This is a genomic window from Lentzea atacamensis (genome assembly GCF_003269295.1).
In the GTDB taxonomy this organism is placed as follows: Bacteria; Actinomycetota; Actinomycetes; order Mycobacteriales; family Pseudonocardiaceae; genus Lentzea; species Lentzea atacamensis.
The window spans coordinates 663,748-690,579 of record NZ_QLTT01000003.1 but is presented as its reverse complement, the minus strand read 5'-3'; the positions used below and the strand labels follow the sequence as shown (position 1 = coordinate 690,579).

At 69.1% G+C, this 26,832-nt stretch carries 31 protein-coding genes and 1 pseudogene; 18 read left to right on the top strand and 14 right to left on the bottom strand.

The features are described from left to right. Positions 1–56: 56 nt before the first annotated feature. The 3 genes from C8D87_RS17570 to C8D87_RS17560 are packed head-to-tail and all read left to right on the top strand — an operon-like array spanning position 57 to position 987. Positions 57–269 (top strand): hypothetical protein, encoded by a 213-nt coding sequence (locus C8D87_RS17570; protein ID WP_112227468.1) that lies wholly within the window; start codon positions 57–59, stop codon positions 267–269. After that, a complete protein-coding gene (locus tag C8D87_RS17565; protein WP_112227467.1) occupies positions 266–655 on the top strand; it encodes a hypothetical protein in 390 nt (129 codons plus the stop codon). Before C8D87_RS17570 ends, C8D87_RS17565 begins: the two co-directional genes overlap by 4 nt. A gap of 2 nt (positions 656–657) precedes the next feature. After that, the gene (locus C8D87_RS17560; RefSeq protein ID WP_146771737.1) at positions 658–987 is read left to right on the top strand and encodes a DnaJ domain-containing protein; all 330 of its coding nucleotides are present in this window, start codon (positions 658–660) and stop codon (positions 985–987) included. A gap of 27 nt (positions 988–1,014) precedes the next feature. Here the strand turns inward: C8D87_RS17560 and C8D87_RS17555 are convergent, their stop codons facing one another. Continuing rightward, positions 1,015–3,471: an ATP-binding protein gene (locus C8D87_RS17555; protein ID WP_146771736.1), complete on the bottom strand. Its 2,457-nt coding sequence runs from the start codon at positions 3,469–3,471 to the stop codon at positions 1,015–1,017. A 236-nt stretch (positions 3,472–3,707) separates the two neighbouring features. Between C8D87_RS17555 and C8D87_RS17550 the strand changes: the two genes are divergently transcribed. From C8D87_RS17550 to C8D87_RS17540, 3 genes are all read left to right on the top strand, one after another. Continuing rightward, on the top strand, positions 3,708–4,553 hold the full coding sequence (locus tag C8D87_RS17550) for a hypothetical protein (protein ID WP_112227464.1): 846 nt from the start codon (positions 3,708–3,710) through the stop codon (positions 4,551–4,553). Positions 4,554–4,656: 103 nt separating this feature from the next. Continuing rightward, positions 4,657–5,100 (top strand): hypothetical protein, encoded by a 444-nt coding sequence (locus tag C8D87_RS48895; protein ID WP_215732354.1) that lies wholly within the window; start codon positions 4,657–4,659, stop codon positions 5,098–5,100. Continuing rightward, positions 5,036–5,482 (top strand): hypothetical protein, encoded by a 447-nt coding sequence (locus tag C8D87_RS17540; protein ID WP_146771735.1) that lies wholly within the window; start codon positions 5,036–5,038, stop codon positions 5,480–5,482. Before C8D87_RS48895 ends, C8D87_RS17540 begins: the two co-directional genes overlap by 65 nt. Positions 5,483–5,536: 54 nt before the next feature. Here C8D87_RS17540 and C8D87_RS17535 read toward each other — a convergent pair whose 3' ends face one another. Beyond that, positions 5,537–7,018 (bottom strand): non-reducing end alpha-L-arabinofuranosidase family hydrolase, encoded by a 1,482-nt coding sequence (locus C8D87_RS17535; protein WP_112227462.1) that lies wholly within the window; start codon positions 7,016–7,018, stop codon positions 5,537–5,539. A gap of 364 nt (positions 7,019–7,382) precedes the next feature. Further along, entirely contained in the window at positions 7,383–7,625 is a 243-nt protein-coding gene (locus C8D87_RS47725) for a hypothetical protein (RefSeq protein WP_112227461.1), read from the bottom strand. Between the two features lie 9 nt (positions 7,626–7,634). Between C8D87_RS47725 and C8D87_RS47720 the strand changes: the two genes are divergently transcribed. Next, entirely contained in the window at positions 7,635–7,886 is a 252-nt protein-coding gene (locus C8D87_RS47720) for an SDR family oxidoreductase (protein WP_267899867.1), read from the top strand. Positions 7,887–7,941: 55 nt separating this feature from the next. Here C8D87_RS47720 and C8D87_RS17520 read toward each other — a convergent pair whose 3' ends face one another. From C8D87_RS17520 to C8D87_RS17505, 4 genes are all read right to left on the bottom strand, one after another. Then, a complete protein-coding gene (locus C8D87_RS17520; RefSeq protein ID WP_112227460.1) occupies positions 7,942–9,213 on the bottom strand; it encodes a M14 family metallopeptidase in 1,272 nt (423 codons plus the stop codon). 63 nt (positions 9,214–9,276) lie between these two features. Continuing rightward, on the bottom strand, positions 9,277–10,623 hold the full coding sequence (locus C8D87_RS17515) for an alpha/beta fold hydrolase (protein ID WP_233442147.1): 1,347 nt from the start codon (positions 10,621–10,623) through the stop codon (positions 9,277–9,279). 62 nt (positions 10,624–10,685) lie between these two features. Then, entirely contained in the window at positions 10,686–11,717 is a 1,032-nt protein-coding gene (locus C8D87_RS17510) for a beta-ketoacyl-ACP synthase III (RefSeq protein WP_112227459.1), read from the bottom strand. 395 nt (positions 11,718–12,112) lie between these two features. Next, positions 12,113–12,403, bottom strand: coding sequence for a DUF4342 domain-containing protein (locus C8D87_RS17505; protein ID WP_112227458.1), 291 nt, complete (start codon positions 12,401–12,403; stop codon positions 12,113–12,115). A 174-nt stretch (positions 12,404–12,577) separates the two neighbouring features. On the opposite strand from C8D87_RS17505, the gene C8D87_RS17500 reads away from it, so the two are divergent. Further along, positions 12,578–13,249: an AIM24 family protein gene (locus C8D87_RS17500; protein WP_112227457.1), complete on the top strand. Its 672-nt coding sequence runs from the start codon at positions 12,578–12,580 to the stop codon at positions 13,247–13,249. 392 nt (positions 13,250–13,641) lie between these two features. Here the strand turns inward: C8D87_RS17500 and C8D87_RS17495 are convergent, their stop codons facing one another. Both C8D87_RS17495 and C8D87_RS45130 read right to left on the bottom strand, forming a co-directional pair. Continuing rightward, positions 13,642–14,337: a glycoside hydrolase family 11 protein gene (locus C8D87_RS17495; protein ID WP_112227456.1), complete on the bottom strand. Its 696-nt coding sequence runs from the start codon at positions 14,335–14,337 to the stop codon at positions 13,642–13,644. A gap of 285 nt (positions 14,338–14,622) precedes the next feature. Then, positions 14,623–14,901, bottom strand: coding sequence for a hypothetical protein (locus tag C8D87_RS45130; protein WP_215732352.1), 279 nt, complete (start codon positions 14,899–14,901; stop codon positions 14,623–14,625). A gap of 265 nt (positions 14,902–15,166) precedes the next feature. Between C8D87_RS45130 and C8D87_RS17490 the strand changes: the two genes are divergently transcribed. Both C8D87_RS17490 and C8D87_RS17485 read left to right on the top strand, forming a co-directional pair. Continuing rightward, positions 15,167–15,463, top strand: a complete 297-nt coding sequence (locus C8D87_RS17490) for a DUF3040 domain-containing protein (RefSeq protein ID WP_170166461.1) — start codon at positions 15,167–15,169, stop codon at positions 15,461–15,463. Between the two features lie 96 nt (positions 15,464–15,559). After that, a complete protein-coding gene (locus C8D87_RS17485) occupies positions 15,560–15,871 on the top strand; it encodes a methyltransferase (RefSeq protein WP_215732351.1) in 312 nt (103 codons plus the stop codon). 127 nt (positions 15,872–15,998) lie between these two features. Here C8D87_RS17485 and C8D87_RS17480 read toward each other — a convergent pair whose 3' ends face one another. The 3 genes from C8D87_RS17480 to C8D87_RS17470 are packed head-to-tail and all read right to left on the bottom strand — an operon-like array spanning position 15,999 to position 17,772. Further along, positions 15,999–16,841 carry a cytochrome c biogenesis CcdA family protein gene (locus C8D87_RS17480; protein WP_112227454.1) on the bottom strand — a complete coding sequence of 281 codons (843 nt, stop codon included), beginning with the start codon at positions 16,839–16,841 and terminating at the stop codon, positions 15,999–16,001. Continuing rightward, the gene (locus C8D87_RS17475; RefSeq protein WP_112227453.1) at positions 16,838–17,398 is read right to left on the bottom strand and encodes a redoxin domain-containing protein; all 561 of its coding nucleotides are present in this window, start codon (positions 17,396–17,398) and stop codon (positions 16,838–16,840) included. Before C8D87_RS17475 ends, C8D87_RS17480 begins: the two co-directional genes overlap by 4 nt. A 56-nt stretch (positions 17,399–17,454) precedes the next feature. Beyond that, positions 17,455–17,772 carry a winged helix-turn-helix transcriptional regulator gene (locus tag C8D87_RS17470; RefSeq protein ID WP_112227452.1) on the bottom strand — a complete coding sequence of 106 codons (318 nt, stop codon included), beginning with the start codon at positions 17,770–17,772 and terminating at the stop codon, positions 17,455–17,457. On the opposite strand from C8D87_RS17470, the pseudogene C8D87_RS48890 reads away from it, so the two are divergent. From C8D87_RS48890 to C8D87_RS17460, 3 genes and pseudogenes are all read left to right on the top strand, one after another. Continuing rightward, positions 17,711–18,046 (top strand): annotated as a pseudogene (locus C8D87_RS48890) (globin domain-containing protein); the annotation flags it as partial. The gene C8D87_RS17470 and the pseudogene C8D87_RS48890 sit on opposite strands and share 62 nt — an antisense overlap. 82 nt (positions 18,047–18,128) lie before the next feature. Beyond that, positions 18,129–18,311, top strand: a complete 183-nt coding sequence (locus C8D87_RS47710; RefSeq protein WP_233442195.1) for a globin family protein — start codon at positions 18,129–18,131, stop codon at positions 18,309–18,311. A 151-nt stretch (positions 18,312–18,462) separates the two neighbouring features. Beyond that, the gene (locus C8D87_RS17460) at positions 18,463–19,707 is read left to right on the top strand and encodes a vanadium-dependent haloperoxidase (protein WP_215732350.1); all 1,245 of its coding nucleotides are present in this window, start codon (positions 18,463–18,465) and stop codon (positions 19,705–19,707) included. Between the two features lie 338 nt (positions 19,708–20,045). Here the strand turns inward: C8D87_RS17460 and C8D87_RS17445 are convergent, their stop codons facing one another. Then, entirely contained in the window at positions 20,046–20,642 is a 597-nt protein-coding gene (locus tag C8D87_RS17445) for a TetR family transcriptional regulator (protein ID WP_112227450.1), read from the bottom strand. 48 nt (positions 20,643–20,690) lie between these two features. On the opposite strand from C8D87_RS17445, the gene C8D87_RS17440 reads away from it, so the two are divergent. Continuing rightward, complete coding sequence (locus tag C8D87_RS17440) at positions 20,691–21,188, top strand: pyridoxamine 5'-phosphate oxidase family protein (protein ID WP_112227449.1); 498 nt, start codon at positions 20,691–20,693, stop codon at positions 21,186–21,188. A gap of 2 nt (positions 21,189–21,190) precedes the next feature. Here the strand turns inward: C8D87_RS17440 and C8D87_RS17435 are convergent, their stop codons facing one another. Beyond that, positions 21,191–22,438, bottom strand: a complete 1,248-nt coding sequence (locus C8D87_RS17435) for a PP2C family protein-serine/threonine phosphatase (protein WP_112227448.1) — start codon at positions 22,436–22,438, stop codon at positions 21,191–21,193. 171 nt (positions 22,439–22,609) lie between these two features. Here C8D87_RS17435 and C8D87_RS17430 point away from each other — a divergent pair, with 171 nt between their 5' ends. From C8D87_RS17430 to C8D87_RS17415, 4 genes are all read left to right on the top strand, one after another. Continuing rightward, entirely contained in the window at positions 22,610–22,951 is a 342-nt protein-coding gene (locus C8D87_RS17430; protein ID WP_112227447.1) for an MmcQ/YjbR family DNA-binding protein, read from the top strand. After that, a complete protein-coding gene (locus C8D87_RS17425) occupies positions 22,944–23,927 on the top strand; it encodes an acyl-CoA dehydrogenase family protein (protein ID WP_112227446.1) in 984 nt (327 codons plus the stop codon). The genes C8D87_RS17430 and C8D87_RS17425 overlap by 8 nt, the downstream gene beginning before the upstream one ends. A 293-nt stretch (positions 23,928–24,220) precedes the next feature. Continuing rightward, the gene (locus C8D87_RS47705; RefSeq protein WP_233442146.1) at positions 24,221–26,092 is read left to right on the top strand and encodes a S8 family serine peptidase; all 1,872 of its coding nucleotides are present in this window, start codon (positions 24,221–24,223) and stop codon (positions 26,090–26,092) included. A 67-nt stretch (positions 26,093–26,159) separates the two neighbouring features. After that, positions 26,160–26,750, top strand: coding sequence for a GNAT family N-acetyltransferase (locus C8D87_RS17415; protein WP_112227444.1), 591 nt, complete (start codon positions 26,160–26,162; stop codon positions 26,748–26,750). The last annotated feature ends 82 nt before the right edge of the window (positions 26,751–26,832 follow it).

The window sequence follows — 26,832 nt, the reverse complement described above, 5'->3', positions numbered from 1 at the left end:
AGCCGTGGCGGGCATCGGATTGTGCCGGACCTGCAACCGCGAAAGAGGGAACACCCGTGACCGACCTCGACAAGCCGTGGAACGACGTGACCGACCAGCTGCGTCCCGCCTGGCCGGAACTCGACGAGATCGAACTCGACGGTGTTCCCGATCGCGACGACACCGGCGCACGGGGAGAGGTGATCGAGGCCGACCCCGCCGATGTCGCCGACCAGCGCCGTGTCGTGCCTCTGCCCGAAGACGAACTGGACCTCGGAGCGCGGACATGAGCCGGGCCGACCGCGCGGACCCCGGCTCCGGGGACGGCTTGGCTGCGGTCCTGGAGCAGGCCACGCTCGCCACTCACCACGCGGCCTTCGAGTACGCCGACCGGTGCTGCGCGCCTGATCTCGCCACGGCGCGCGCCGACTCGTGGCGGTTGATCCACCTGCTGGGCGCGCTCAGCGATCTCACCACCGCGCTGGCGGCCTACACCGGCGACTGTCCACAACGGCACGAGTTGCGCTCCGACGACAACGTCGAACCCGCCCAGCACCTGGCACACGCCTGCCGCGGCTGGGCCGACGTGCGCCACGCCCTGGACAACGCGCAGAACGCCTGCCGTGAGGCCTACACCTCCCTGAGCCACCTCAACGCCCAGCCCAGCTGGAAGTGATCATGTCGGCGCGCCGAGACCCGTCACCGGACCCCTACCGCGTACTCGGGGTCCCGCGCGAAGCCACCCCCTCCCAGATCCGGGCGGCTTACCGGGCTCTTCTTCTCGCGCTCCACCCGGACACCCACGTGGAGCCGACCGACCCGGCGCTGCTCGCCGAGGTCGTGGCGGCTCACGCCCAGCTGCGCGACGCGAGCCGGCACGAACCTGCGGCTCCCGCAAGCACACCGCGGGACGCGAGCGGAGTCCCCATCCCGGTCCGCGTCCGCCGTCCCCGTCGTCAGGAGCCGGACATCCGCGTCGGCCCCGTGCGCGCCCACCTGAACCGTTGACCGGCCGAACACACCGAGAAGCAGCCGTCACGTCACCTGGTTGGCAGACGACGTGGCGGCGACGAGCTGGTCGACGAGCAGGTCCAGCTCGACCCGCACCCGTTCGGCGCGGCCGATGTCGTGGGCGTCCTCGGCCTCGGTCAGCTCGGTCTGCAGCTCGGTGATGCGTTTCTCGTAGCTGCGCCTGGCCTGTTCGTCGAGGACGACCCCGGCGTCCGGCTCGTGGACGGCCACCTTGGCGAGCTCGGTGCAGTGCACCTCGCGTCCGGGGCGGCGGAGAAGCGTGGCGATGTCGGCAAGTCCTTTGCTGTCAGGCAGAAGGACCGTCGTGCCGGCGTAGCCGAGTGTCCACACGGCACCTTCGCGCTCGAACCGGTTCACCGGCTCAGGTGCTCTCAGGGGTGGCCCGGCGAGTTCCCGCCGGGCCAGCGCGACGGCTTCCCGGAGCGGCAGCACCGGTCCGGTCGCGTCCAGATCGACCGGCAGGCGGGTGGAGACCGCGCGTCTCAGCACGTCGACTCCGCCGATCGCGGGCACCGTGCCGGCCGACGAGGCGAGCGTGCGGGCGGCCCCATCCCGTCCGGCGGCGACCAGGAAGGCCGCGACCGACCTGATCGTCACCCACATCTCCGGAACGTCACCGCTGCCCGCGAACACGTCCAGGGCACGCCGGAGTTCCTCTGCCGCATCGCCGAGCCATCCGGCGAGCAGGGCGCACAGGCCCGTGCTGCGGTGTCCGACGCCGACCCAGAACGGCTTGCCCACCACCCGTGCCATCGCGGTCGCCTCGGCGAGAAGGTGCGCGCCCGCGGCGTCGTCCCGCAACGCCAGCAGCGATCCGCGGGTCAGCAGGGTGAACATCTTCAGCAGCCGGCTGTCCTGGCGCACCGCGTCGCGATGGGCGTCGGCCGCCGCGGTCAGCGCCTCGTCGAACCGGCCGACACCCGCCAGCGCGACGGCGTGAAACCCCTGCAGCTCGGTGTGGAACGGCGGAATGTCCAACCGCTCCGCCTCGGCAAGCCCTTCCTCCACCCATCGCAACGCGCGGTCGTCGTGGCCGCTCGCCCGGTCGCAGAGGAACAGGGCTCGCCGCGCGACCACTGCCGCGTATCCGGGGTCGGGCACGCGGAGTGCGCGTTCGGCCAGCGCGGCACCGGTGGTGAAGCGGCCGAGGCTGACGTGCGCAGTGGCGGTGATGGCGGCCGTGACGGCCCAGTTGGGCGCGGACTCGTCGGGCCAGCGGTGCAGGAGCCGTTCACCGAGGTCGGCGACGAAGTCCCCGTTGGCGCTGCGCAGGATGCCGAACAGCGGCAGGAACAACGCGTGCGCCCGGTCCGGACCGCTGTCGTGACCGAGACACCACCTGATCGCCTGCGCCAGCTGGCCGGGCAACGTGTGAATCGCCACGTACTGCTCCAGCGACCAGGTGCGCAGAAGAGTGTCCACCTGGTCGGTGGCAACCCGCACCATCGCGTCCACCCAGCGGTCCTGGATCCGGTCCAGCTCGCCCTGCTCGCGCAACCGGTCGCGACTGAAGTCCCGCAACGTCTCCAGCAGCCGGTACCAGGTGCGTTCGGTGCGGCGTTCGACCGTGACGAGCGAACCGGCGACGAGCCGGTCGAGGTGGACGAGCACGGCCGACCGGTCCTCCTCGGGGGCCGCCGCCACCGCTGCGGCGATGTCCGCGGTGAAACTGCCCGCGAACACACCGAGCCGGGTGAAGAACCGGCGTGTCTCCTCCGGCAGCCGTTCGTACGACCAGGCGATCGCCGCCGCCAGACTCCGGTGGTGGTGCGGTCCGCCCGCCCGGCGCCGTTCCAGCAGATCCAGCCGGGCATCCAGGTGCTCGACGATCTCCGCGGACGTGAACGCAGGTGCACGCGCCGCGGCCAGCTCGATGGCCAGCGGCAGCCCGTCGAGCCGACGCGCCAGCGCGCCGAGCGCGGGCGCCGTCTGCTCGTCGACGTTCAAGGTCACGCCGTAGGTCCTGGCCCGATCCACGAACAGCCGGACCGCGGGCGCGTCCCGCACGTGGTCCGGGTCGTCGCCGGTCGGCACGTCCAACGGCGCGAGCGGGAACACGTGCTCGCCGTCGACGTGCAACGGTTCCCGGCTGGTCGCCAGAATCCGCACCCGCGAACACCGTCGCAGCAACAGCGCCGCCACGGCGGCAGCGGCACTCACCATGTGCTCGCAGCTGTCCAGCACGAGCCGCCGCTCGGCCTCACCGATGCCGACAACCGCCGCGTCAACGCTCGAGAACCCCAGCGACTCGGCAACCGCGGCCGGCACGTCCTCAGCGGCATCGACGTCCGTCAGCTCGCACACCGGCCACCCGCCGCTCACCACCGCGTCGAGCGCCAGCCGCGTCTTGCCGACCCCGCCGGGCCCGGTCACGGTCACCAGCCGCTCGACGGCCAGCAGCTCCCGCAACCGCACGACATCGGCGTCACGGCCGACCAACGCGGTAGTCGTCGCCTGCACTCTCGCTGTCTACCCCGCGTCCACTCGGCGCGGCAACGGCCGGTCGGCACAATCGCCGCGGCCGGAAGCTCTTGGGACGCAACGCCTGGCGCCAGAAGCACGCGCCGCCTGCGCCGGTCTGCTGCTCCATCGCCTTCCGGCTGTGAGGCCGGACCTTCCGGCGTGAGGTGTGAACTCACGCCTTCATCTGTGAGAGCCGGCCTCCAGGGACGGCACAGACTGATGGAGAGAATGCAATGAGAACTACGACCAAGCAGCGGCTGTCGCGGCTGGCCGCGTGCACGGGGGTGGTCGTGGCCGGCGGGATGCTGGCCGTCGCCGGCAGTGCCGAAGCAGCCACCCCTGCCACCGTCAAGCTGACCAACAGCGCCACGTTCGGCTCCGGCATCGCCTACGACGGCGGCACCGGCAACGCGAACAACCTGCGGATCGTGCGCGAGGGCACGAAGATCGCCGTCACCGACGCCGTGGCCATCACGGCGGGCGAGGGCTGCGCCTCGGCCACGGCGACGAAGGTGCTGTGCGAGCAGCGGTTCCTCGGGCGGGAGGTCCGCCAGGTGACTGTGCGGCTCGGCGACCTGGGCGACCGGGTGTCGGTGGAGGGCAGGTTCTTCGGGAACGTGTTCGGCGACGCGGGCAACGACTTCATGCTGGCGGGCCAGAAGGACTGCTGCGGCGACTCGCAGATCATCTACAACGGTGGCAAGGACTTCGACACCGTGAGCTACGAACGCGCCGTGACCGCGGTGTCCGTCACGATGGACGACATCAACAACGACGGACTCATCAGTTCGTTCGGCTCCACCAGCGGCGACAACGTTCGCGACGACGTCGAGGCGGTGTTCGGCAGCGCGTTCGCCGACAAGCTGACCGGTGACGAGAAGTTCAACTCGTTCTTCGGGCTCGGCGGCGCAGACACGCTCAACCCCGGCACCGGTGGTGACCGCGTCTTCGGGGGCTCCGAGAACGACACGTTGCTGGTGAAGGACGGGACCGACGACATCGTGGACGGCGGTGCGGGCACCGACACCGCGACGGTCGACCCGTCCGACGAGCTGATCGGCGTCGAGATCACCAGGTGATGCGATGGCGCCGGGGCGGGCCACCCCGGCGCCGGGCGGCCCTGCTGATTCGAGTTGCCTATTGCGCCGAATGCGACGGAACCGCACATCTGGGCCAGGCGTCATGACCGCCATGGGAGAGAAGTTCCACGTCGTGCCGAATGAGCTGCGCGGCTGCAGCGGGCTGCTGGAACGTCAGGCCGAGCACTTCCTGACGATCCGGGAGCACGCGATCGTCAAGGGTGGGGACACGTCCGGGTTCACCGGGCTGCTGTCGCTGCTCGACCCCGTGGTGACCGGCGTTGCGCAGCTCTACGGCGAGACGCTCGACGCCGCCAACCAGAAGATGAGCCAGGACGGTCACACCGAGCGGATGCGGGCAGACTTTCCGCAACGGCAGTCGTCTCCTTGGTGCGTAAGAGAAAGCAACTCGAAGGAGACAACCCTTGAAGAAGCCAGGTTTGTGGCGTGCAGTGACGACGGCTGCGTTGGCCGGTGCCGCAGTGCTGACCGCTGTAGTGCCTGCCGGGGCCGACGTACGACCCACCCGGCCGTGCGCCGCCGGTGAGATCTCCGCCGAGATCGGAGAGGGCCGCTCCCCGAATCCCAGCACCAGCAGGCTGTTCACCATCTCGCTCAAGGGCAACGAAGGCGTGAGCTGCCTGCTCAGCGGCGCCCTGGACTGCATCCGGTGCTACGACACGTCCGAACGGCCGTTGGACGTGCGGTTCAGCGACAAGTTCGCCGTGGCGCCGTTCGAGGACGTGTGGGTGGATGACTTCCGCCGCGCTGTCGTCTACGTGTCGGCACCTCCGGGCAACGGCGGCATGCCCATCGGCAGCATGACCTTCAACGTGCCCACCGCTCCCGAGAGCGAGCTGACCGCGGCGTGGTCCGCTCCGGCCGGCGGGCCGCTGATGCTCACGAAGATCACGCAGCCGGTGAGCTGACCGTACTTCTGCGGGCGGGCTCGGCCTTCACCGAGCCCGCCCCTCCAGCAGTGGCTAGCGCTGCAGGGTCAGCACACCCGGCCGGTAAGGCAGGAGACCGTAGTCCATGCCGTCCGAGCGCGGGTCGCGTCCCTGGTAGAGGAACTGAAGATTGCACGGGTCAACGGTCTTGGTCTGATCGGGGTTGGTACGAACCAGATCGCCGTGGCTGATGTCGTTGGTCCACGTGGCGCCGCTGTTGGCCTTGCCGGCAAAGGGATTGCTCTCGGTCGCGGCCTGCGGCGTCCACGACCCGCCCAGGCTGGAGGCGGTGAACGAGCGGAAGTAGCGTCCGCCGGCCCCCATCGCCTCGACGATCATGAGGTACTGGTTCTGGTCCTTGACCTTGTAGACCTCGACGGCCTCGAACAGGTTCTCCTTCGTGTCGCTCATGATCCTCGTGTACGACGAGCCGAAGCTGCCGGGGAAGTTCCCGATCGGCATGCTGGCACGGTAGATGTTGCCGAGGTCGTCGGCGAAGAACAGGTACATGTTCGTACCGTCGGCGATGAGGGTCTGGTCGATGGGTGCCCCGGTGGGGAGGGTGCCAGTGAAGAGGGTCTGCGGTGCCGACCAGCTGTTGGGGTCGGCGGGGTTGCTCGAGGTGCGGTAGGAGAAGGCCGGGCCGCCCCACTGGTAGGCGAGCACCCAGATGTTCTTCGGGGCGAAGTACAGCAGCGTCGGCGCGATGGCACCGATGGACAAGGGCACGTTCTGGGTGGCGGTGCCCATGTCCGACCAGTTCGTGAAGGGGCTGAAGCTCATCGACCTCCAGTTCGTCCCGGTGTCGTGTGTCGTGCCGTAGACGAGGTTCTGGCCGTTGTGGACGACGGCGGTGAAGTCCTTGAGCGAGACCCACCCCGGCTTGGGGTTCGCCAGCGGGCCGGTCGATGTCCAGCGGTACGACGACGGCAGCGCACATGCGCCGCTACCCCCGTCAACCCGGACGAGTTGCCACTGCTGGTTGCTGCCGTTCCTGTCGCTGAACTGCACGACGCCGGCGCCGTCGGCGGCCGAAGACCCCTGCACCTCGACCACCTTGCCGCTGTTGCGGTTGACCAGGCGGACGTAACCGCTGTCGGAGTCGGCCAGCCGGAACTGCTGGTTGGCACTGTTGCCGTCGGCCCACTGCACGACCGCGGCACCGTCTGCCGACGACCAGTTGAAGACGTCGGCGACCTTGCCGGAGTGCCGTGCGCGCAGCCGGTAGTAGCCGCTGCCGGAGTCGACGAACTGGAACTGCTGGTTGTTGGCGTTGGTGCGGGACCACTGGATGAGGTTGGCACCGTCGGCGGTGGACGCGCCGTTGACGTCGAGAGCCTTGCCACTGCTGCGGTTCACCAGTACGTACCAGGCGGTGGTGTCCACAGTGGCGGCCGACGCCGACATGGGAACCACCGTGAGCAGCCCGCCCACGACCGCCGCGACTGCCGCGGCGGCAAATCCGGACCGCAACCGACGACGCCACCTCGCGGTGCGCGCAAACCCAACCGACATAGCATCTTTCCCTTCGTCGTTGAAGACCGCCGACATGAGACGGGCCGTATCGGCGCGCAGACCCGACGACACCCGCGCACGGGCGACGGGCCCGGGAATTCATCGTGTTAGCGCTAACATCTTTCGAGAACGATCCGGGCAGGAATATGGAGGAGTTACGAGGTAGGAGCGAGTACCGATGCGATTGATCACGCAACGAGGACTGTGAGCGATAACATCTATCCCGTCAAGATGTAACGGGCAGATTTTCGGCGGATACCCCTGTTGAGACGCTGAGCAACACCGACGTGCGGCGAATGACCCCGGGGGGACGTGGCGGCACGGCTCAGTCCAATGTGGACACAAGACTCGCCGGAACAGAACGTCAGCCGGAGAACACGCGCGCCGCGAGCAGCAACGCCTCGCTGACCCCCGCCTCCGCACCATCCGCCGCGTCGTCGGCGGCAGGATCGGCATGGAACGCGTGGTGCTCCACCGCCGCCCGCAGAGCGGCGTTGATCATCGCCGCCTGCACGACCACGGCCAGGTCGGGAGCGGCCAGTCCGCTGCGCCGGGCGAGTGCCTCGGCGAAGACCGGTTCTGCCTGGCGATCCGCCTCCAGCCACACCGCCGCTCGGTGGCGGCCATGTACCGCGACTCCGGAATCCGCGCCAACGCCATCGCGCCCGGCGGCACCAAGACCGGGATCACCGTGAACGCCGACCCCGCCGGGCACGGCCCTCAGGTGCTCGCCCGGTACATGGGCAACGTCGGACGCCTCGCCGAGGCCGACGAGCAGGCCGCCGCCATCGTCTTCCTCGCCTCCGACGCCGCCGCCAACATCAACGGTGTCGTGCTGCCCGTGGACAACGGCTGGGCCGCGGTCTAGGCGGCAACGGGTCGGCGCGAGCATCCGTTGAACGGACAGACGCTCGCGCCGTACGTCAGCAGTACTGCGCCTCCTTGCCGATGGCCTCGTACGGGCAGTCTGCGCGGTCGAGCAGTTGCAGCACCGCTTCCTTGTTGCGGGCCGTCTGCGCCGGAATCACCTCGTCCGGCGGGTAGAAACCGCCGCCGCTGCCGGAAGAGCCCGGATACATCTCGAACGTGTAGGAGAACACGCCCTGCGAACCCCACAGCCAGTCCCGGATCGAGCCGTCCGTGATGTAGAGATCGCTGGCCTGCTGGGGCGTGTACCCGTTGGTAGCGGCCATGGACTGCCCGATCGTGGCGAACGTGTCCCGCTGGTCCTTCGTCATGCCGGGCGCGACGTCGTCGTAGGTCCAGCCGAACGGCCACATCACGAGCTCGCTGTAGGTGTGGAAGTCGATCGACGCCTTGATCTGCTGCTTGCCGTCGACGACACGGCTGCGCACGAAGTCCGCGACGACCTTCACCTCCGGCGCTGACTCGGCCCGCGCGCCGCGGTAGGTGTCGCTGCTCGGGCTTCCGGACGAACCGCCGCAGCAGCCCCACTTGAAGGACCAGTTGCGGTTGAGGTCCGTGCCGATGGCCGTGGAACCGGCGTTGGGCTGCCGGTTCTTGCGCCAGCTCCGGTAGCTGCCGGTCGCGATGTCGTACTCGCCGCCATCAGGGTTGACGTCCGGCACGATCCAGATCTCCCGCGAGTCGACCAGCGCCTTCACCCGCGGCTCGGCCTGCTCGGTGAACAGCTTCACCAGGTACAGCGCCATTTCGACGGTCAGGTGCTCCCGCGCGTGCTGGTGCGCGGTGAACAACACCTCGGGCTCGTTCTCGTCGACGCCGACGTTGTCACTGATCTTGAGCGCGACGATCTCGCGGTTCTGGTACGACCGCCCGATGACCCGCTTGGTGATCAAGCTCGGGTACCGGGCGACCGCCTGGTCGATCTCAGCAGTCATCTCCGCGTAGTTGTGGTAGTTCGCGTCCCTGGCGGGGAAGTCGAACGGTCCGGCCGCAGCGCCTTCCTCGGTGCGCTTGGGCACCTCCTCGACGCTGAACCCCTGTGCTCTCATCGCACGGATCTCGGCCTTGGTCGCGGTGACCACGACTGTTCCGTGCTCCTCGACTTCATCGATGGCAGCACCGATGCGGGCGATCTGGCTGCGTTGCTCGACAGTGCGCACGCCGCTCACGGCGTAGGCGGCTGTACCGGTCTCGGCAGGTGCCGCGACCGACGGGGTGGCGAACGTCGCCAGGGCGATGGTGAAGACCAGGACTCTTCGTTTACCCATGCCTCAGCACGGTCCCAGGGTTGACCGGTGGCGGGCAGAGCCGATCGGAGGGACACAAACGGTCTAGCGGTCGCCGAGGAACTCCGGTGGGCGGAACCCGACGAAGGCGGCCGGGCCGAGCCCGAGCGAGCCGGCGAGGGCCTGCATCCGGCGCGGATCGGCCAGTCCGTCCCAGCGCCCGGTCTCGATGCGCTTGTCCACGGTGACCACCGCCGCGACCAGTTCGGCGGTCGTGAAGGCGCAGTGCCCCGCATGATCCGTGTACGCCTGCCGAAGCAGTGCGGCGGAACCACTGGCGCGGACGTCGTCGGCGTACTCCTCCACGTGCTGCACCGGGACGAGACCGTCGTCGGTGGTGTGCATCGTGAGCACCGGCATGTCCAACCGTCCGCTCAGCGTGGAGGTTCGGGTCATCCAGCGGTGCGCCGCGGGGTCGGCGGTCACATTCGCCGTACGCGTCAGCAGGTTCAGGTCGGCCCGCAGATCCGCACCGGCGCGCCGGTAGAGCTGTGCCACCTGGGGAAGGCGTTCGGACTCGGCGAGTTGCCGCCAGTAGTCCACGCCCTTGTTCGACGTCGGGTTGCCGCCCGCACTCCGCTCCATGTCAGCACGGCCGAGCAGGATGAACGGCAGGATCGCGCGCAGGTTCTGATACTGGCCCACCACCTGCGCGTCGATGTCGCCCGGTGCGGGTTTCGGCTGCCCCGGAACCCAGGCCGGCTCCTGGTACAGGGCCGCGATCAGGGCGGTCCGGGCGCGACCGGCCGGGCTGGCCTGCGCCTGGTCCAGGGCGGCGATCATCCGCTCCGCCGTGGCGGCGGCCTCGGCGGGGCCGGTGAACTCGACGAGCTTGACCTGCTGCCCCGCGAGGAGCAGCTGCGCGATCGCGTGCGACCCGTCCAGCTGGTAGTTGTGCAGGTCGATCCCGCCACCCATCAGACCGCAGGTGGCGACGGCGCCGTCCAGCCGCCGACCTCCTCGTTCCGCGAGCTGTCCGGTGACCATGCCGCCGAAAGACGTACCGAGCGCGATGGCGCGGCGTGGCCGGCCGATGATCTCGGTGACCGCCTGAAGCGTGTCGAGCCCGTCCTGCGCGGCGGTGTCGGCGACCCATCCCGGGCGGGAGTACGAGGAGCCGGCCAGCGCGTAGCCACGGGCGAGCAGAGCCTCCGCGACGGCCGGGTCGGGGCTGTTGACCGGCGGGTTGATCGGCGTCGGGTTGTAGCCGTGGCTGTAGAGCAGCAGCGTGCCGTTCCAGTTCGCCGGCACGTCCGCGATCCAGGTCGCGCCGTTCGGCAGGACTCCGTCGTACCGGGTCGCCGGTGCGGCTTGTGCTGCGGCGGGCATCAGGCCCAGCACGGCCAGCACCGTGACCATCGTGGCGGCGAACAGTCGTCGGACGGTCTTCATCACCAAGAAGTTAGGCACAATCTTGTCGACCGTCAAGAGAGTGACGAACTACCTGGATGCCGCTATGCGACTTCCGGCCACACCAGCACGGCGGATCCCCAGGTGAGACCGCCACCGAACGCGGTCAGCAGCACCCTCTCCCCCGCGTGGATCTCCCGGCGTGCCACCGCGTCGGCGAGTGCGAGCGGGATGGACGCGGCACCGGTGTTGCCGACCCTTTCGATGTTGCCGAGGATCCTCTCGTCCGGAATGGACAGTCGGCTGCCTACCAGCGAGAGAATCCGGGCGTTGGCCTGATGTGCGACCACGCGATCGACGTCCGTCGTCGCCCAGCCCGCGGTTTTCAGCACAGCCAGCGAAGACTCGGTCATCCGGGTGACGGCGTGCTGGTAGACCTCGCGCCCGCTCATGCGGAAATGACGGTCCAGCTCTCCGTACCGGCCCGGCTCCGCCCGGTCCCGCGCACCGCCGCCCGGCACGGTGATGAGGTCGTGGCCATCGCCGTCACTGCCCAGGTCGAAGCCGAGGATCTCGCCCGGCTCGCCCCGCTCACCCGCGCGCACGACCACCGCACCGGCCCCGTCGCCGAACACGACACCGGCGCCGCGGTCGTCCGGGCCGATCAGCGTCGAGTAGACGTCGGCCGCGACCAGCAGCACCCGCCGGGCGACTCCCGACGCGATCATTCCGCTCGCGGTGGCCAGCCCGTACACGAAACCCGTGCACACCGCCGCGACGTCGAACGCCGCGACTCCGGCCAGCCCCAGCTTCGCGGCCAGCGCGGGTGCCATCGCCGGAATCGGGTGGTCCGGCGTGGACGTCGCCACGAGCACCAGGTCCACCGACCTGGTCGCGCACTTGGCCAGCACGGCTTCGGCCGCGGTCAGCGCCAGGTCGCCCGTCGACGTGCCCTCGTCGGCCCAGTGCCGGGTGCCGATCCCGGTGCGCCTGCGCACCCAGGTGTCGCTGGTCTCCCAGTGGGACGGCAGGTCGTCGTTCGACACCACCCTGGGTGGCACGCAGCCCGCTACGGCTTCCAGGACGGGAATCGGGCGCAGGGCGTGCTCGGTCAACGGGTCGTCTCTTCTCAGCATGTGGATGGAACCAAGCGAGAAAGTACCCGAGCCGGACGGGGGCAGGCGTGCCTGGTGCGGTTCATCACGTGACGGCCGCCGAGTTACTCGTCGGTAGCGAATCCGTTGGCACACAAGGAATGCCGACGTGAAATTCACTCAGGTTCGTGCGCTGCTCGAGGACGTCGGCCACGCGGGCAGGTAGAGCTTCAGCGCGACGCGAGTCCGGCAACCGTGCCGCGAGATGCAGCGCGGTCGGAGCGTCCACACAGGAGTCGGGCGACGCGGGCACCCGCAGGCTCGTCCTCCGCCACCGATCGAGCAGTTCACATCTGCCGCGCCCAGGCTGGTGCCGTCGCCACCACTGGCGACGGCACCAGCCTGCCGCATCCCCTGCGCGACACCCCCTGCCGCGGCTACACCCGCTCGGCCTCGACCGTCGTCGCGGGCTCGCTACCGGGCTGCCGGCGGTCCTCCAGCGTGATTCCACACTTGCCGGCCAGCGCGACACCCGCGCCGATCGTCGTGGCCACCGGAGCGGCCAGCGCCGCCACCAGCCCGAGAGCCACCGGCACCTCCAGCACCACGTCGTCCTTGCTGTCACGCACGACCACGCGACGGTTCATGCCCTCGCTGACCAGCCCGCGAACGGCGTCGACCACCGAGTCGACAGCGGTACGGGCGGACTCAGGCCTGGATTCGCTCATTGCTCTCCTCGAACTGCGGATTTCCCCTGACGACTCCAGCCTGCCCGCATTCGGGCGATCTGCCATCAGGGTTTCCCCCTGACCTCCGCCTGATCTGCCGGGTCAGGGTTCGATCAGGACGACTGGCACAGCCCCGGCGATGCACCGGCTCGTGATCACCTGCATCATCTGGGCATGCGCAGCTCACTGTTCAACCACGAAGAACGGTCCGTCGAGCCGGGAAGCTTCCAGCTGCAGAACGAGCGCATGCTCAAGGTGGATCTCACCGGCAGCGGCGGCTTCTTCTTCGCCAAGCAGGGATCGATGGTCGCCTACCAGGGTGACGTCGACTTCGCCTACGAAGGCGCCGGCGGCCTCGGCAAGCTGTTCAAGAAGGCCTTCACCGGTGAAGGCATGTCACTGATGAAGGTGTCGGGCAGCGGCGACGTGTTCCTCGCCCAGGACGCCGACGAGATCTTCGTGCTGTACCTGGAGGATGAGGCCGTCACCGTGAACGGCAAGAACGTGCTCGCCTTCGACAGCACGCTCAAGTGGGACATCAACCGCACCGAAGGTGCGTCGATGCTCAGCGGCGGCCTGTTCAACACCACGTTCACGGGAACCGGCGCGCTGGCCGTGACCGCGTACGGGACGCCGGTCGTGCTGAACGTGGACGTGCCGACGTACGTCGACATGCAGTCCGCTGTTCTCTGGTCCACCTCGCTGCAGTCGTCGATCCGCAAGACGGCCAAGCTCGGCGCTGTCATCGGGCGCGGCTCGGGCGAGGCGTACCAGCTCGCGCTCTCGGGTCAGGGCATCGTCGTCGTGCAGGCGTCGGAAGGTCACCCGGTGCCGACCGCGCAGTGACGCCCCTCAGACGAGGTCGACCACCTCGTGCAGGCGCAGCCGCCGGTTCAGCGCACCGACGGCTCGGGCGACAGCGGTGCGAGGAAGCAGGCGCGCGGCCCACGTCATCGCGCGGTTGAACCCGGCTCGGACAGGACACTGCGCGTCGCCGGCGTAGTCGTCGAGCGTCCTTCGCGCGATGGTGGCGGGAAGGACGGCGGCGCCGGGTTGATCTTGGTCGTGGTACCGGCGAAGCAGCCGGTCGCGATGGCGCCGGGACGCGCCAGGCCCACGTCAAGCCGTCCGCGGCCGCGGTACCGAGCCCTTGACAGTCCTTTGTGGACTCACGCGCGAAGGTGGACCGGCTGCGCCGTGCGCCGGCGTGGCGCAGCCGGTCCGGAACCGGGGGTTGGTCACCTCACCGTGATGTTGGAGTTGCCACTGCTCCGGTATCCCTCGGTCGCCATGATCATGTAGTAGCTGAAGTTGCCCAGCCGCATGCCGGCGCGGTTCCACGCGTCGAAGTGGTTGCCGGTGGTGATGGATCCGCCGGTCCGCTTCTGCTGCCGGACGCTCCAGAACTGCGGGAAGGTCTTGTTGCCTTCGACGGAGGGCGCGTTGTAGCGCATCGTCTGGTAAATGTCGTACGTGCCACCGTCACTGGTGACCGTGCCCTTGTAGGTGCCGGTGGGCCGATAGGTACCCCAGTTGTCGACGATGTAGTACTCGACGAGCGGGTTCGACGTCCATCCGTACAGGGTCAGATACGCATTGCCTGACGGGTTGAAGCTGCCGGAATAGTTCACGGTTCGCCGCGAACCGTTGCTCCAGCCCTTGCCACCGACGAAGTTGCCGACATTGCTCCACGAGGTGCTGTAGTTGCCGCCGGAGCCGAACTCCATGCAGACCCTGCCGCCACCATCGGTCCAGAACGAGTAGTAGTAGCCGCCGTTGTTGCCGGTCTGGCTCGAGCACGTGGCGGTGATACCCACATCAGCGCCGGCGACGCCGGGCGTCAACGCCATGACCAGCGCGGCGCAGACACCGCGGAGGAGCAGTGCGACACGGCCGCGTTCGCGGCTCGACCGCCGAAAATTGGCTTCACCCATATGCGGTACTCCTCGTCATTGAGGTTGGCACGGCAGCCAGGCAGCGCGATGCGACCGGTGAACGCAAATGGTGATCGTGATGAAGGCCGCCGTCGGTGCCGGCCCACTCGCCGAGCAGGCCGGCGGTGCGGTTACGACGGTCAGCCCGGATGCGGCGGGACCCACGTCGACCGTGGCCGAACCGTTATCGACACTAGCAGTGCCGAGGCGACTCCGTAAGGTTGCCGAGATGTTTCGAAACCCTTTGGCGGGAAGGCTTTCTGTCGTTTTGTGCGAGCTAAAGATTTAGCCCTCGCGGTGCGCGATGCCACGCGGCGCGGGCCTGCGGCTCGTCGGCGAGGGCGCGCGTCTGACCGAGGTGGTCGAGGATGTCGGCTCTCCAGTAGATCTCACCGAGGTCGCTGCAGAGGTCGAGGCCTGCCGGTAGTGCGCGCGAGCCCCGCGGTGGTCGCCGGCGTGCCGGGCGAGGTTGCCCAGACTGTCCAAAGTGGCCGCTTCACCGGAACGGTCGTTGTCGTCGCGGAACAGGATGAGCACGGCTTGACAGGCGTTGCCGGTCTGCACGAGGTGTCCCAGCCAGGCGGAGTACCGGCGCGCACATCTCCTCAACCCTCATCGCGGCGACGGCCCGGCGGTAACGCCCGATCTGGTGTCACGTGTGGACGGTGAGCGGGGACACCGCCAGGGACTTTCGCTCGCGACGGGTGGCGGCGAGCGGCTTGACGACCCACTGGACATCTGCCCCGCCGAGGATGAGGCTGGGAGATGGTAGGAGCGCACGCTGCGCCAGGACGGGTGGCGTACGCGGGCCGGTACTCGAGGAGGCTACGTGGGACTCACCGAGCACGAGAAGCGAGAGCTGAGCGCGATAGAACAACACCTCGCGGAAGACGATCCCGCGTTCGTGACGAAGCTGAACACGCCGTCGTGGCACATGCGGCTGTCCGGCACCGCGCTGTTCATCCTGGGCCTGCTGACGACCTACGTGACCGGCCTCGTGCTCTTGGCCACGGGCGCCACGCTCTCGTCCTGGCCGCTGATCGCAATCGGCGCCGCCGTGACCTCCGTGTACCCGGTGAAGGTCACCGTACAAGCGGTGAGTGAGCATCAACGCGGCAGCCGGTAGTCCATCCGGGTGAGAATCGGTGCCGGAACGGGAACAGACGCTACCGCGTGTGGTTCCGCCGGGCTCTTCGCGCCTGCGCCGGGTGGCGTCGCGGGGGTGATCCCCTGGCTGCTCACCCACTGGCGGATGGAGCCGTTCTGGCTGCCGTTGCGGATTCTCGGCGTGGCCGTGCTGGTGCTCGCACTCGCGGTGCTGATCTCCGCGTTCGCCCGGTTCGTCACCGAGGGCTTCGGCACTCCCGCACCCGTGGCCCCGCCGGACCGGCTCGTGGTCGGTGGCCTCTACCGGCTCGTGCGCAATCCGATGTACCTGGCGGTGCTCTCGCTGATCCCTGGGGCAGACGCTCCTCTTCGGACAGTGGATCCTGCTGCCCTACGCCGCGATCGTGAGCCTGGCGTTTCGCCGTGATGGTCCGCTTCCACGAGGAACCCGTCCTGCGACGCGATTTCGGCACCCAGTACGACTCCTACCGGGCCGCTGTCCCCAGGTCGTGGCCTCGGCTGCGCCCCTGGCACCAGAACTGATCCGTGCCGGGTCACCGCGTCCTGCTGCGCCGCCGGATCAGCAGGACAGCACCGGCCAGCAGCGCGCCGAGCACGATGACGAACGGGACCGGCCCGATCGCGGTGAACCAGTCGACGAGAAGTCCCTGCAGCCGTCCCGCCGCGTCGACCACCGGGTCGGCGGCATCGGCGTCGCCCAAGAACAACCGCAACTCGTAGACGCCGTAATAGGCCACGTACAACCCGACGAGCACGAGCAGCACGCCGCCGAGCCGGGACACGTGCGGCAGCAACGAGCGAGCCCGTCGCGTCACCACGTCGCTGGCCAGCGCGGTGGCGATCGCGAGCACCGTCACCACCAGACCCATGCCCACCGCGTAGGCGAGGAACGCCGTGACGCCCTCCAGCAGATCACCGCTGCGCAACGTCGACCCGGCGACAGCGAGGAACGGGCCGATCGTGCACGACAACGACGCGATCGCGTACGCCACGCCGTAGCCGAACATCGACCCGACATGCCGGTTCGGCGCTCCCCTGGCCGGTTTGGGCAGCAGCAGCGTGATCTCCCGGCCTGCCAGCATCAGCACGCCCAGCACGACGAGCGCGAGGCCGATCACCACGGTCACGAACGGCAGGTAGCGCTGCACCGACGACGCGACCACCGAGAACGCCAGGCCGAACAGGCCGAACACCGTGACGAACCCGAGCGTCATCATCGCGCTGGACACCATGGCACGGGTCAGCAACCGCGCACGGGACTGTTCGCTCGCACCGGTCACGACCAGCGCCAGGTAGGCGGGCAGCATCGCGAACCCGCACGGGTTGACCGTGGCGACCATGCCGGCCACCACGGCCACCAGCAGCGTCTGCGTCATGCCAGCTTGCTCAGCCGCTGCTTCAGGTCCTGCTCGGACAGCTGGCTGGTCACGACCTCGACCTGGCCGGAGCTGCCGACGAACGCGTAGGCGGGTTGAGCGGTCACACCGAACCGCTTCCACACCGCGCTGTCCACGTCGGCGACGTGCTGGAACGACTGCAGGCCGTACTTCTGCACGAACTGCTGCATCGCGGGCACCTGGTCGAGCGCGGCGATACCGAGGAAAGTCACCTTCTCGCCGTGCTCCTTCTGCGCCGCCGCCATGCCCGGCGCCTCGCGCTGGCACTTGGGACACCACGGCGCCCAGAACCACAACACGACCGGCTTGCCGGCCAGTTCGGCGCCGTTGAGGTCCTTGCCGTCGACGGTCTTGGCGGTGAACTTCAGCTGCTCCGGCGCGGCGCCGGCGGACGTGCCGCTAGGGGACGTGCTGGTGCTCGTGGAGGTCGCGGCCGGTGGACCGGAGGTGGGACCTGGTGAGCCGGCCGGACCGCCACACGCGGTCAGAGCGGCCAGCAGGACGAGCAAACCGGCCGTGACGCGAATTCCGAACATGCGCCGATCCTGCCGCACCAGCCGGTGATCAGTTGTTACGAACCGCTGACGGCGGTTCACGCCTGCGCGATCGCCACACCGGTGCGGGCGGCGCGCAGCACACCCCAGTCGTAGAGGGCCTGAAGAGCCGGCCCCAGGCTCCGGCCCTCCTCGGTGAGCGAGTACTCGACGTGCGGAGGCACCTCGGCCCGCGCCACCAGGCCCGCGTCCTGCAGCTCGCGCAGCCGCTGCACGAACATCTTCTCGCTGATGCCGGGCACCTTGCGGCGCAGCTCGCCGTAGTGGTGCGGGCGTTCCTTGAGGTGGGCGAGGATGACCGTCCGCCATTTGCCGCCGATGACGTCGAGGGCAAGCTCGACAGGACAGTGGTACATGGGCGCTCCTCACCAAAAAGTGCGTACTTGCTGGGGCGTTCCGCGTGATGCTGGAGTGGGGATCATGATCAAGGACCAGTCAACACCTTCTCTTTGCACCTGGGCCGGTGGTGCCGAGGCGTTGTTGCGGCTGACCGAGGCGTTCTACCGGCGCGTCGCGGACGACGCGGTGCTCGCGCCGGTGTTCGCCGGCATGGATCCCGGTCATGCCCGCTACGTGGCGCTGTGGCTGGGTGAGGTGTTCGGCGGACCCGCCGCCTACACCGCCGAGCGGGGCGGCTACGAGTTCATGCTGGCCAAGCACCTCGGCCGGGCCATCACCCGAGGAGCAACGCCGGCGGTGGTTGAACCTGATCATGGATGCGGCGGACGAGGTGGCGCTGCCGGACGATCCCGAGTTCCGTGCCGCGTTCGTCTCCTATCTGGAGTGGGGCACGCGACTGGCGGTGGAGAACTCCGCACCGGACGCCAAGCCCTTTCACGGGGCACCCGTGCCGAAATGGGGCTGGGGTGAGGCGCCGCCGTACCTGAAGGAATGAGGTGGAATTCAGGGAAACGGCGTTCGGAGTAAATGCTTGCTCAGCAAGGCTCGTTGCCCGTGCCTCATCGCCGCTGGATACTGGGACTTCGGCGGGTACTGTCACCTCTGGGGGGGATTCCATGGCACGTCGTATTCGAGAGCCTGGAAAATTGCGCGGAGCAGTTCTGCTGACCGTGTTTTCTCTGACCGTGCCGATGGTGTTCACGGCCGCCGCGGCACAAGCGGCACCCCGGCCGAACGCCGTCATCACCTGGAACCTCCATGCCCAGACCGCCGCCTTCGAGGTCGCCCGGCAGTCGCCGACCGCCACCACCCGCAGTTTCGCGATGACGCAGGCCGCGGTGTACGACGCGGTCAACGCGATCGCCGGCGCCCCGTACGAGCCGTACCTGGTCGCGCCCCGCAGCCGGCCGGGCGACTCGGTCCCGGCAGCCGTCGCCACCGCGGCCTACCGCACGCTCGTCTGGCTCTTCCCCGCCCAGGCCGACTTCCTGCGCACGAAGTACGAGGAGTCGCTCGCCGCGATCCCCGACGGTCCTTCCGAGCGCGGCGGCATCGCTGTCGGCGAGGCGACGTCCACGGCCATGATCAACGCCCGTCGCAACGACGGCGCGTTCTCCAACGCCACCTGGCCAGTGGGCACCGCGCCTGGCCAGTGGCGGCCGACGCCGCCGGAGTTCCTCCAGGTCGGCGCCTGGTTCGCCACGCTGAAGCCGTTCGTCACCGACCCCAGGCCCCACCGCACCCCTGGACCGCCGGCCCTGACCAGCGCCGCCTACGCGCGCGACCTGAACGAGGTCAAGGCTCTCGGCTCGGCCACCAGCACGACGCGCACGCCCGAACAGACCGAAGCGGCGATCTGGTGGGACGACCCACGGCTGGTGGAGTGGTCGATCAAACGTCAGCTCGCCACGACCCACCGGCTCGGCGCCCTGCAGACCGCCCGCCTGTTCGCGATGGTGGACACCGCCACCGCCGACGCGCTCATCGCCTGCTACCAGGAGAAGAAGCGCTGGAGCTTCTGGCGTCCGGTGACGGCGGTCCCGCTCGCCGACACCGACGGCAATCCCGCCACCGACGGCGATCCGGCCTGGACCCCGCTGCGGACCACCGCGCCGTCGCCGGAGTACCCGTCAGGGCACGCCTGCTTCACCGCCGCCACCACGACCGCCCTGCGCACGTTCTTCGGACGCGACGACCTGTACTTCAGCGCGCACAGCGCCGACTCCGGCACCACTCGTCACTACCGCAGCCTTTCCAAGGCCATGGCCGAGCTGAAGCAGGCCAGGGTCTGGGCCGGGGTGCACTACCGCTTCGCTTCCGAGGACGGGCATCGGCTCGGCGCCGGGGTTGCCCGCGACGTCCTCGACCACGCCTTCGGCCCCGCGAAGTAGCCGCTGAGCAGGTCCGGGACGTCGCGGTGGAGGCGACCTCCAGCGCGTCCGGACTGCGCCGTGACCTCCGCGCCCCGGCTCCCGGCGGCGTGTGCACCGCCGTCGGGTACTACCCTGCCTCGGCACGCGGGTGCCGTTGATGCACATGTGCGCCACCGACGCGACGTTGCGTCCCGGGACGTGGTCCTGGCCCCCGAGGTCGGCCAGTTCGCCCGGGCCGCGCGGCCCGGCTTCCAGGTGCACTTCGTCGAACGCTGTCCGTTCTGCCCCTCCTCGACACCGGCGTGTTCACCGAGGAGAAGGTCGCCGCCATCCGGGCACGTTTCGACGCCTGAGCGTCACACCGGCTCGATCGAGATCGAGCCGAGGGCGCGGTGGATCAGGGCGGGAAGGTCACCCTCGTGACGAACCCACTCGTCCAGGGAGACGCGGACCGAGGCCATCGCCAGCGCCGCGAGCAGATGTGGTCGCGGATCGCGTTCGGTGGCATCGGGAATGCGCGGTACGAGCAGTTCGGCGATGGCGTGCTCGTAGCGCTGGTACGCCCGCGCGGTCCAGGCGGCGAGTGCGGGTGACCCGCGCGTGAGCCCGGCCAGTTCCCGGATCTGACCCGCGTGCGCGGGGAACTGGTCCGCGAGCTCGGTGAAGGCGGCCACCAGCGCCTCCTTCGCGGGCAGGTGACCGGGCTGACGGGCGATCGCCTCGGTCACCAGGGTGAGCCAGGGACCGGCAACCCCTTCCGCGACAGCGCTTTCCTTCGAGTCGAAGTAGCGGAAGAACGTCGCCCGCGCGACTTCGGCGTCCTGCGCGATCTGGTCGACCGTGGTGTTGCCGACCCCTTGCTCGCCGGCGAGCCGCGCCGCCGAAGCGGCGATGCGCGCGTAGGTCGCCCGTCTCTTGCGAACAGCGAGACCGTCCGCTTCACTATGAGACATAGTCTCATTCTGGACTAAGTCTCATATTGTGGCAAAAGAGGGGCTCACATGGGAGTGAACCAGCGCGGGCAGATCGTGATGTCCACCGACGAGATCGCCCAGTTCCTCACCGAACAGCGGGTCGCCACCCTCGCCACGATCGCCCCTTCCGGACAGCCCCATCTCGTCGCGATGTGGTACGCGGTGATCGACGGCGTGCTGTGGTTCGAGACCAAGGCCAAGTCGCAGAAGGCCGTGAACCTGCGCCGTGACGACAGAGTCACCGTGATGATCGAGACCGGTCACACCTACGACACGTTGCGCGGCGTCGCACTGGAAGGACACGCCACGATCGTCGACGACCCCGACGCGCTGTGGGCGGTCGGCGTGAGCGTGTGGGAGCGCTACACCGGGCCCTACACCGAGGAAGCCCGGCCGATGGTGGAGCTCATGCTCGCCAAACGTGTCGCTGTGCGGGTCGACGTCACCAGGACCCGGTCGTGGGATCACCGCAAGCTCGGCCTGCCCGCGCTTCCGCTTGGTGGCAGCACCGCCGCCCATTTGTGAAGTCACGCCTGGTCATGTGGCTCCGCAACGCGTTGCTCAGCATTCTCGTTGTGGCAGATCGCCACCAACGCGATGTCATCAGTCGCCGGCCGGTCGCCGACCATCGCGGCCATGACCTGGATGCAGACCGCCTCCGCGCCCGTCGGGGTGACGACGCCACGCAGCCGCTCGAGACCGGCGTCGAGGTCCTGCCCCCGGCGTTCCACGAGCCCGTCGGTGTAGAGGACGACCAGCGCACCCGGCGGCAGTTCGACGGTCGTGCTTCGGCGGCCGGTGCTGCTGAGATCGAAACCGATGGGCGGATCGACGCGGACGTCGGCGAACCGGGCTTCACCTCCCGGCAGCGCCACGACCGGAGGCAGGTGCCCGGCCACGGCGAGACTCATCCGGTGGGCCCCCGTGTCGATGACCGCGTAGGCGACGGTGGCCATGGTCTCGTGCTCGAAGTGGCTGGCCTTCCGGTCGAGCTTGCCCAGGACCTCGGCCGGATCGGGATAGTCCAGCGCATAGGCGCGCAACGCGCTCCTCAACCGTCCCATGACGACCGCGGCACGCAGTCCGTTGCCGACGACGTCGCCGATCACCACGCCCATGCGCTCACCGGGCAGCTCGAACACGTCGTACCAGTCGCCACCGACACCGCTTTCCGCGCCCGCGACGTAACGGGCCGCCAGCTCCCAGCCCTCTCTGCTCGGCAGGCGTGCGGGGAGCAGGCTCTCCTGCAGCATCGTGGCCGCGGCGCGTTCGGACCGCGTCCGGTCCATGGTTACCGCGATGGCGAGACGATCGGCCACGAGCTGCAGCGCCTCGATCTCCTCGCCGGTGAACCGGCGGGACGTGGTGCTGCCGACGTGGACCACCCCTGTCAGCTCACCCTCGGCGATCATCGGCACGCCGAGCAGCACCTGCAGACCGTGCTCCCACAGCAGCGGGTTGACCACTGTGGACTCGTCGACGTGCTCGATCTGCAGTGGTGCCCGGGACTGGGCCACGCGGCCCGCGAAGCCCTTGCCGACCGGCACGCGGACTCCCTGGAAGACCTCCTCCTCGAGGCCCGAGGTGGCCTTCGCCACCAGCTGCGTGCCGCTGCGATCCAGCAGCAGGACGGTGACGGTGTCGACCATGAACAGCTCACGGGAGCGCTCGAGCAGGAACGTCAGGAGTTTGTCGAGATCGAGCTCCTTGAGCGTCCCGTCCGTGACAGCGTCGAGCACCCGCTCCCGGATCGACGAACTCCTGGCCTCAGCCATTTCACCACCGTCTCCGCCGGGCACAGCCACGACGCCACGTCGTGCGATCACCAGTTTCCCATGCCCCGGGCTCGGCAGGGCCCGGTGCTCGTCGACGGGTACCGGACCTGGCACATCCGAGTTTCCATTCGTCCAAGGCGGGTGATGCGGACCACTGCCACGATGACGTCCATGGCTACGTGGGATGACGTGGTGACGATGGCGTCGCGGCTGCCGGAAGTCGAGCAGTCGACGTGGTTCCGGACGCCTTCGCTGAAGGTGGCGGGCAAGGGGTTCGCGCGGCTGCGGGAGGAGGCCGAGGGCGGGCTCGTGCTCATCTGCGACCTGGACGAGAAGGCGGCGCTGCTCGCGTCCGGCGACCCCGCCTTCTACACCACAGCGCACTACGACGGGTACGGGGCGATCCTGGTCGACCTGGCGAAGGTCGACACCGGCCAGCTGGCCGAGCTGGTCGAGCAGGCGTGGCGGCTCAAGGCGCCCGCCCGCGCCCGCAAGGCGCTCGACCGTGAGTGAGGCACTGGCCGCCGCCCGGCGGATCGCCGACGAGGTCCTGTTCCCCGCCGCACCCTCCGTCGACACCGCCGACCGGGTTCCACGTGGCCACCTCGACCTGCTGGCAGAGCGGGGTTTCTACGGCCTGGTGTCTCCTGAGACCACTTTGGACGTACCGGACCACGCCGCGGTGCAACGGATCGTGGAGATCCTCGCCGGAGGATGTCTCACCACGGCGTTCGTGTGGGTGCAGCACCACGGTGCGGTGATGGCGGTTGCGAAGTCCGGCAACGAGGCTCTCCGGTCGAAGTACCTGGCCGATCTCACCGCGGGCCGGGTTCGCGCCGGACTCGCCGCCGGTGCCGCAGTCCGGCCGGGACCGCCGCTGCTGCGTGCCACGCCGGTCGACGGTGGCTGGATCTTCGACGGCACGGCGCCGTGGGTGACCGGGTGGGGCATGGTCGACCTGCTGCACATCGCGGCTCGCGACGACAACGACGTCCTCGTGTGGGCACTGGTCGACGCCGTCGAGAGCGCGGGCGTCACCACGACGCCGGTGGAGATGGTCGCGGTGCAGGCCAGCCGGACGGTGACGATGAAAGCCGAGCGGCTGTTCGTACCGCATGACCGTGTCACGTCCACGATGCCCCGAGCAGAGCACCTGGCGGGCGACCCGGAGTCGGTGCGGTTCACCGGCTCGCTCGCACTTGGAGTGGCAAACCGGGCGATCCGGCTGGCCGGCTTCGGCCACACCGAGCTCGACGCCGTCCGGGAGCACCTGCACAGCGCCGCTCATGACGCCGTTCCCCTCGCGCGAGCGGCCGCGGCGGAGCTGGCGTTGCGGATGGCGGCCGCGCTCGTCGTGCACGACGGAAGCCGGGCGGTGCTGGCCCAGGAGCACGGACAGCGGCTTCTGCGCGAGGCCGGGTTCCTGCTCGTGTTCGGGTCCCGGCCGGCGATCAAGGCGGTATTGCTCGACCGTTTCCGCAACGATTGATTTTGGTCAACACTGAAGTTATTGAGGACATCATCGCAATGCACGCCGTGCCGCGAAAGGACCAGATCCGTCGCTGCTGTCTGCGCCGGGACGTGGCGAGCACCTCGCGTAGCCGGGTGGTCCCGACGGAGTCATTTGGGCCGATACCCACTTTTTCCAGTTATGAAACGCCTTCTGCGACGACTTCCTGACGGGCGCACCGTGCGCCTGCACAAGGCTTGTCTCGGATGAGAGGGGCGTTTGTGAAAACCTCGGGCAGACGCGTCGTACGACGCGCGCTTGCAGGGATCGTGGTGGCCGCGACAGGGCTGACGACCGTCGTGGCGACGGCCTCGGCGGCAGAAGGGGTCGTCATCGCCGCACCGGCGGGGAAAGCGATCGCGGATCAGTACGTGGTCGTGCTCCGCGACGGCGTGGCGGCGGCGAGCGCGGGCTCGCTGGCCAGGCAGTACAACGGGAAGGTGACGGCGAGCTGGCAGCACGCGCTGCAGGGTTTCGCGGTCAACGCCAACGCCGCCAACGCCAAGGCGCTGGCGCGTGATCCGCGTGTGGCGGCGGTGTACCAGGACGCCGTGGTCAAGGTGGACGGCGTTCAGGTGAACCCGCCGTCGTGGGGTCTCGACCGGATCGACCAGCGGAACCTGCCGCTGGACCAGCGTTACCACTACGGGCCGACCGCGCCGGGCGTGCACGCCTACGTGATCGACACGGGTATCCGCGTGTCCCACACGACGTTCGGCGGACGCGCGAGCTGGGGCACCAACACCACGGGAGACGGCAACAACACCGACTGCAACGGCCACGGCACGCACGTGGCGGGCACGATCGGCGGCCAGGAGTACGGCGTGGCGAAGGCGGTGCGCCTCGTCGCCGTGAAGGTGCTGAACTGCGGCGGCAGCGGCAGCTTCGCCGGCGTGATCAGCGGAGTGGACTGGGTGACCGCCAACGCGGTCAGGCCGGCGGTGGCGAACATGAGCCTGGGCGGTGGCGCGTTCGACCCGCTGGACACCGCGGTCCGCAACTCGATCGCGTCGGGCATCACCTACGCCGTGGCGTCGGGCAACTCCAACACCGACGCCTGCCAGACCTCGCCTGCCAGGGTTGCGCAAGCCCTGACGGTGAACGCCACGGGCACCAACGACGCCAGGGCGTCGTTCTCGAACTTCGGTGGCTGCACCGACCTGTTCGCACCGGGCGTCGGCATCACGTCGTCGTGGAACACGAGCGACACGGCGACCAACTCGATCAGCGGCACCTCGATGGCCACTCCGCACGTGGCCGGCGTGGCGGCGCTGTACCTCCAGCGGCATCCCGCGGCCCCTGCCCAGCGAGTGCACGACGCCGTCCTCCGCACCGCGACGGCCGGCGTGGTCGGCGGTCCCGGCGCGGGTTCACCGAACCGGCTGCTGTACTCGCTGTTCACCCAGTGGGGTCCGGAAGGCGACTACAACGGTGACGGCACAACGGATCTGACGGTCTGGCGGCCGTGGGAGGGCAACTGGTACGTACGCGGAATCAGCACCACGCAGTGGGGAGTCGGTGCCGACATCCCCGTTCCCGGTGACTACAACGGTGACGGCGTGACCGATTTCGCGGTGTGGAGGCCTTCTGAAGGCAACTGGTACGTGCGCGGCATCGGCACGGTCCAGTGGGGCGTCGGCGGGGACATCCCGGTTCCCGGCGACTACAACGGCGACGGCGTCACGGACTTCGCCGTGTGGAGGCCGTCCGAGGGCAACTGGTACGTGCGCGGGATCAGCACGACCCAGTGGGGCGTCGGCGGTGACATCCCTGTCGCGGCCGACTACAACGGTGACGGCAGCACGGATCTCGCGGTCTGGCGGCCTTCCGAAGGCAACTGGTACGTGCGCGGGATCAGCACCACGCAGTGGGGCGTTGGCGGTGACGTTCCTGTTGTGGGTGACTACAACGGTGACGCCGTCGCGGATCTCGCGGTGTGGCGGCCGTCGGAAGGCAACTGGTACGTGCGCGGCATCAGCACGACCCAGTGGGGCGTCGGCGGGGACATCCCGGTTCCCGGCGACTACAACGGCGACGGCGTGACCGACCTCGCCGTGTGGCGCCCGTGGGAAGGCAACTGGTACGTGCGCGGCATCAGCACGACCCAGTGGGGCGTCGGCGGGGACGTCCCGCTCGCCTCGTAGCTCGGCAACGCGGTTGATCGCCCGGCTGGTCAGCGACCGGCCGGGCGATCCTCGGTAGCCTGTCGGCGTGATTCTCACCAGCGCCCGTCTCTCGATCCGGCCGTTCGCCGCCGAGGACGCGCAGACGTTGGCGGGCTACCGGTCGGATCCGGACGTGGCGCGCTACCAGGGCTGGAGCACGCCGTTCCCGGTCGAGACGGCGGCGCGGCTGATCGCGGAGTTGACCGATCCCGCCGAGCCGGGCTGGTTCCAGTACGCGGTCGACCTCGACGGAACCCTGATCGGTGACATCGGCGTCAACACGCACGAGAACCTCATGCAGGCCGACATCGGCTACACGATCGCCCCGGCGCATCAGGGCCGCGGCTACGCCACCGAAGCCCTGCAGCGCATGTTGCAGCACCTGTTCCTCGACCGCGGGCTGCACCGCGTGTCGGCCGAGTGCGACGCCCGCAACGAGCGTTCGGCGAAACTGCTGGCACGGCTGGGTTTTCGCCGGGAGGGCCATCGGGTCGAGCACACCTGGATCAAGGGTGAGTGGACGGACGACCTCCTGTTCGGCATGCTGGCCAAGGACTTCGGCACGCCGGACCGTCTGGTCGGGACAGAAAGCCGCCGTACCGGCCGTTGCGGACAGCGGCCTTCTGCTGCTCGTTGAAGTGGGTGTTCGGATAGTTGTAGAACGACGCGGACATTGGCGTGCCGTCGGTGTACGTCGAGTCGGGGAGGCCGAACGCGTG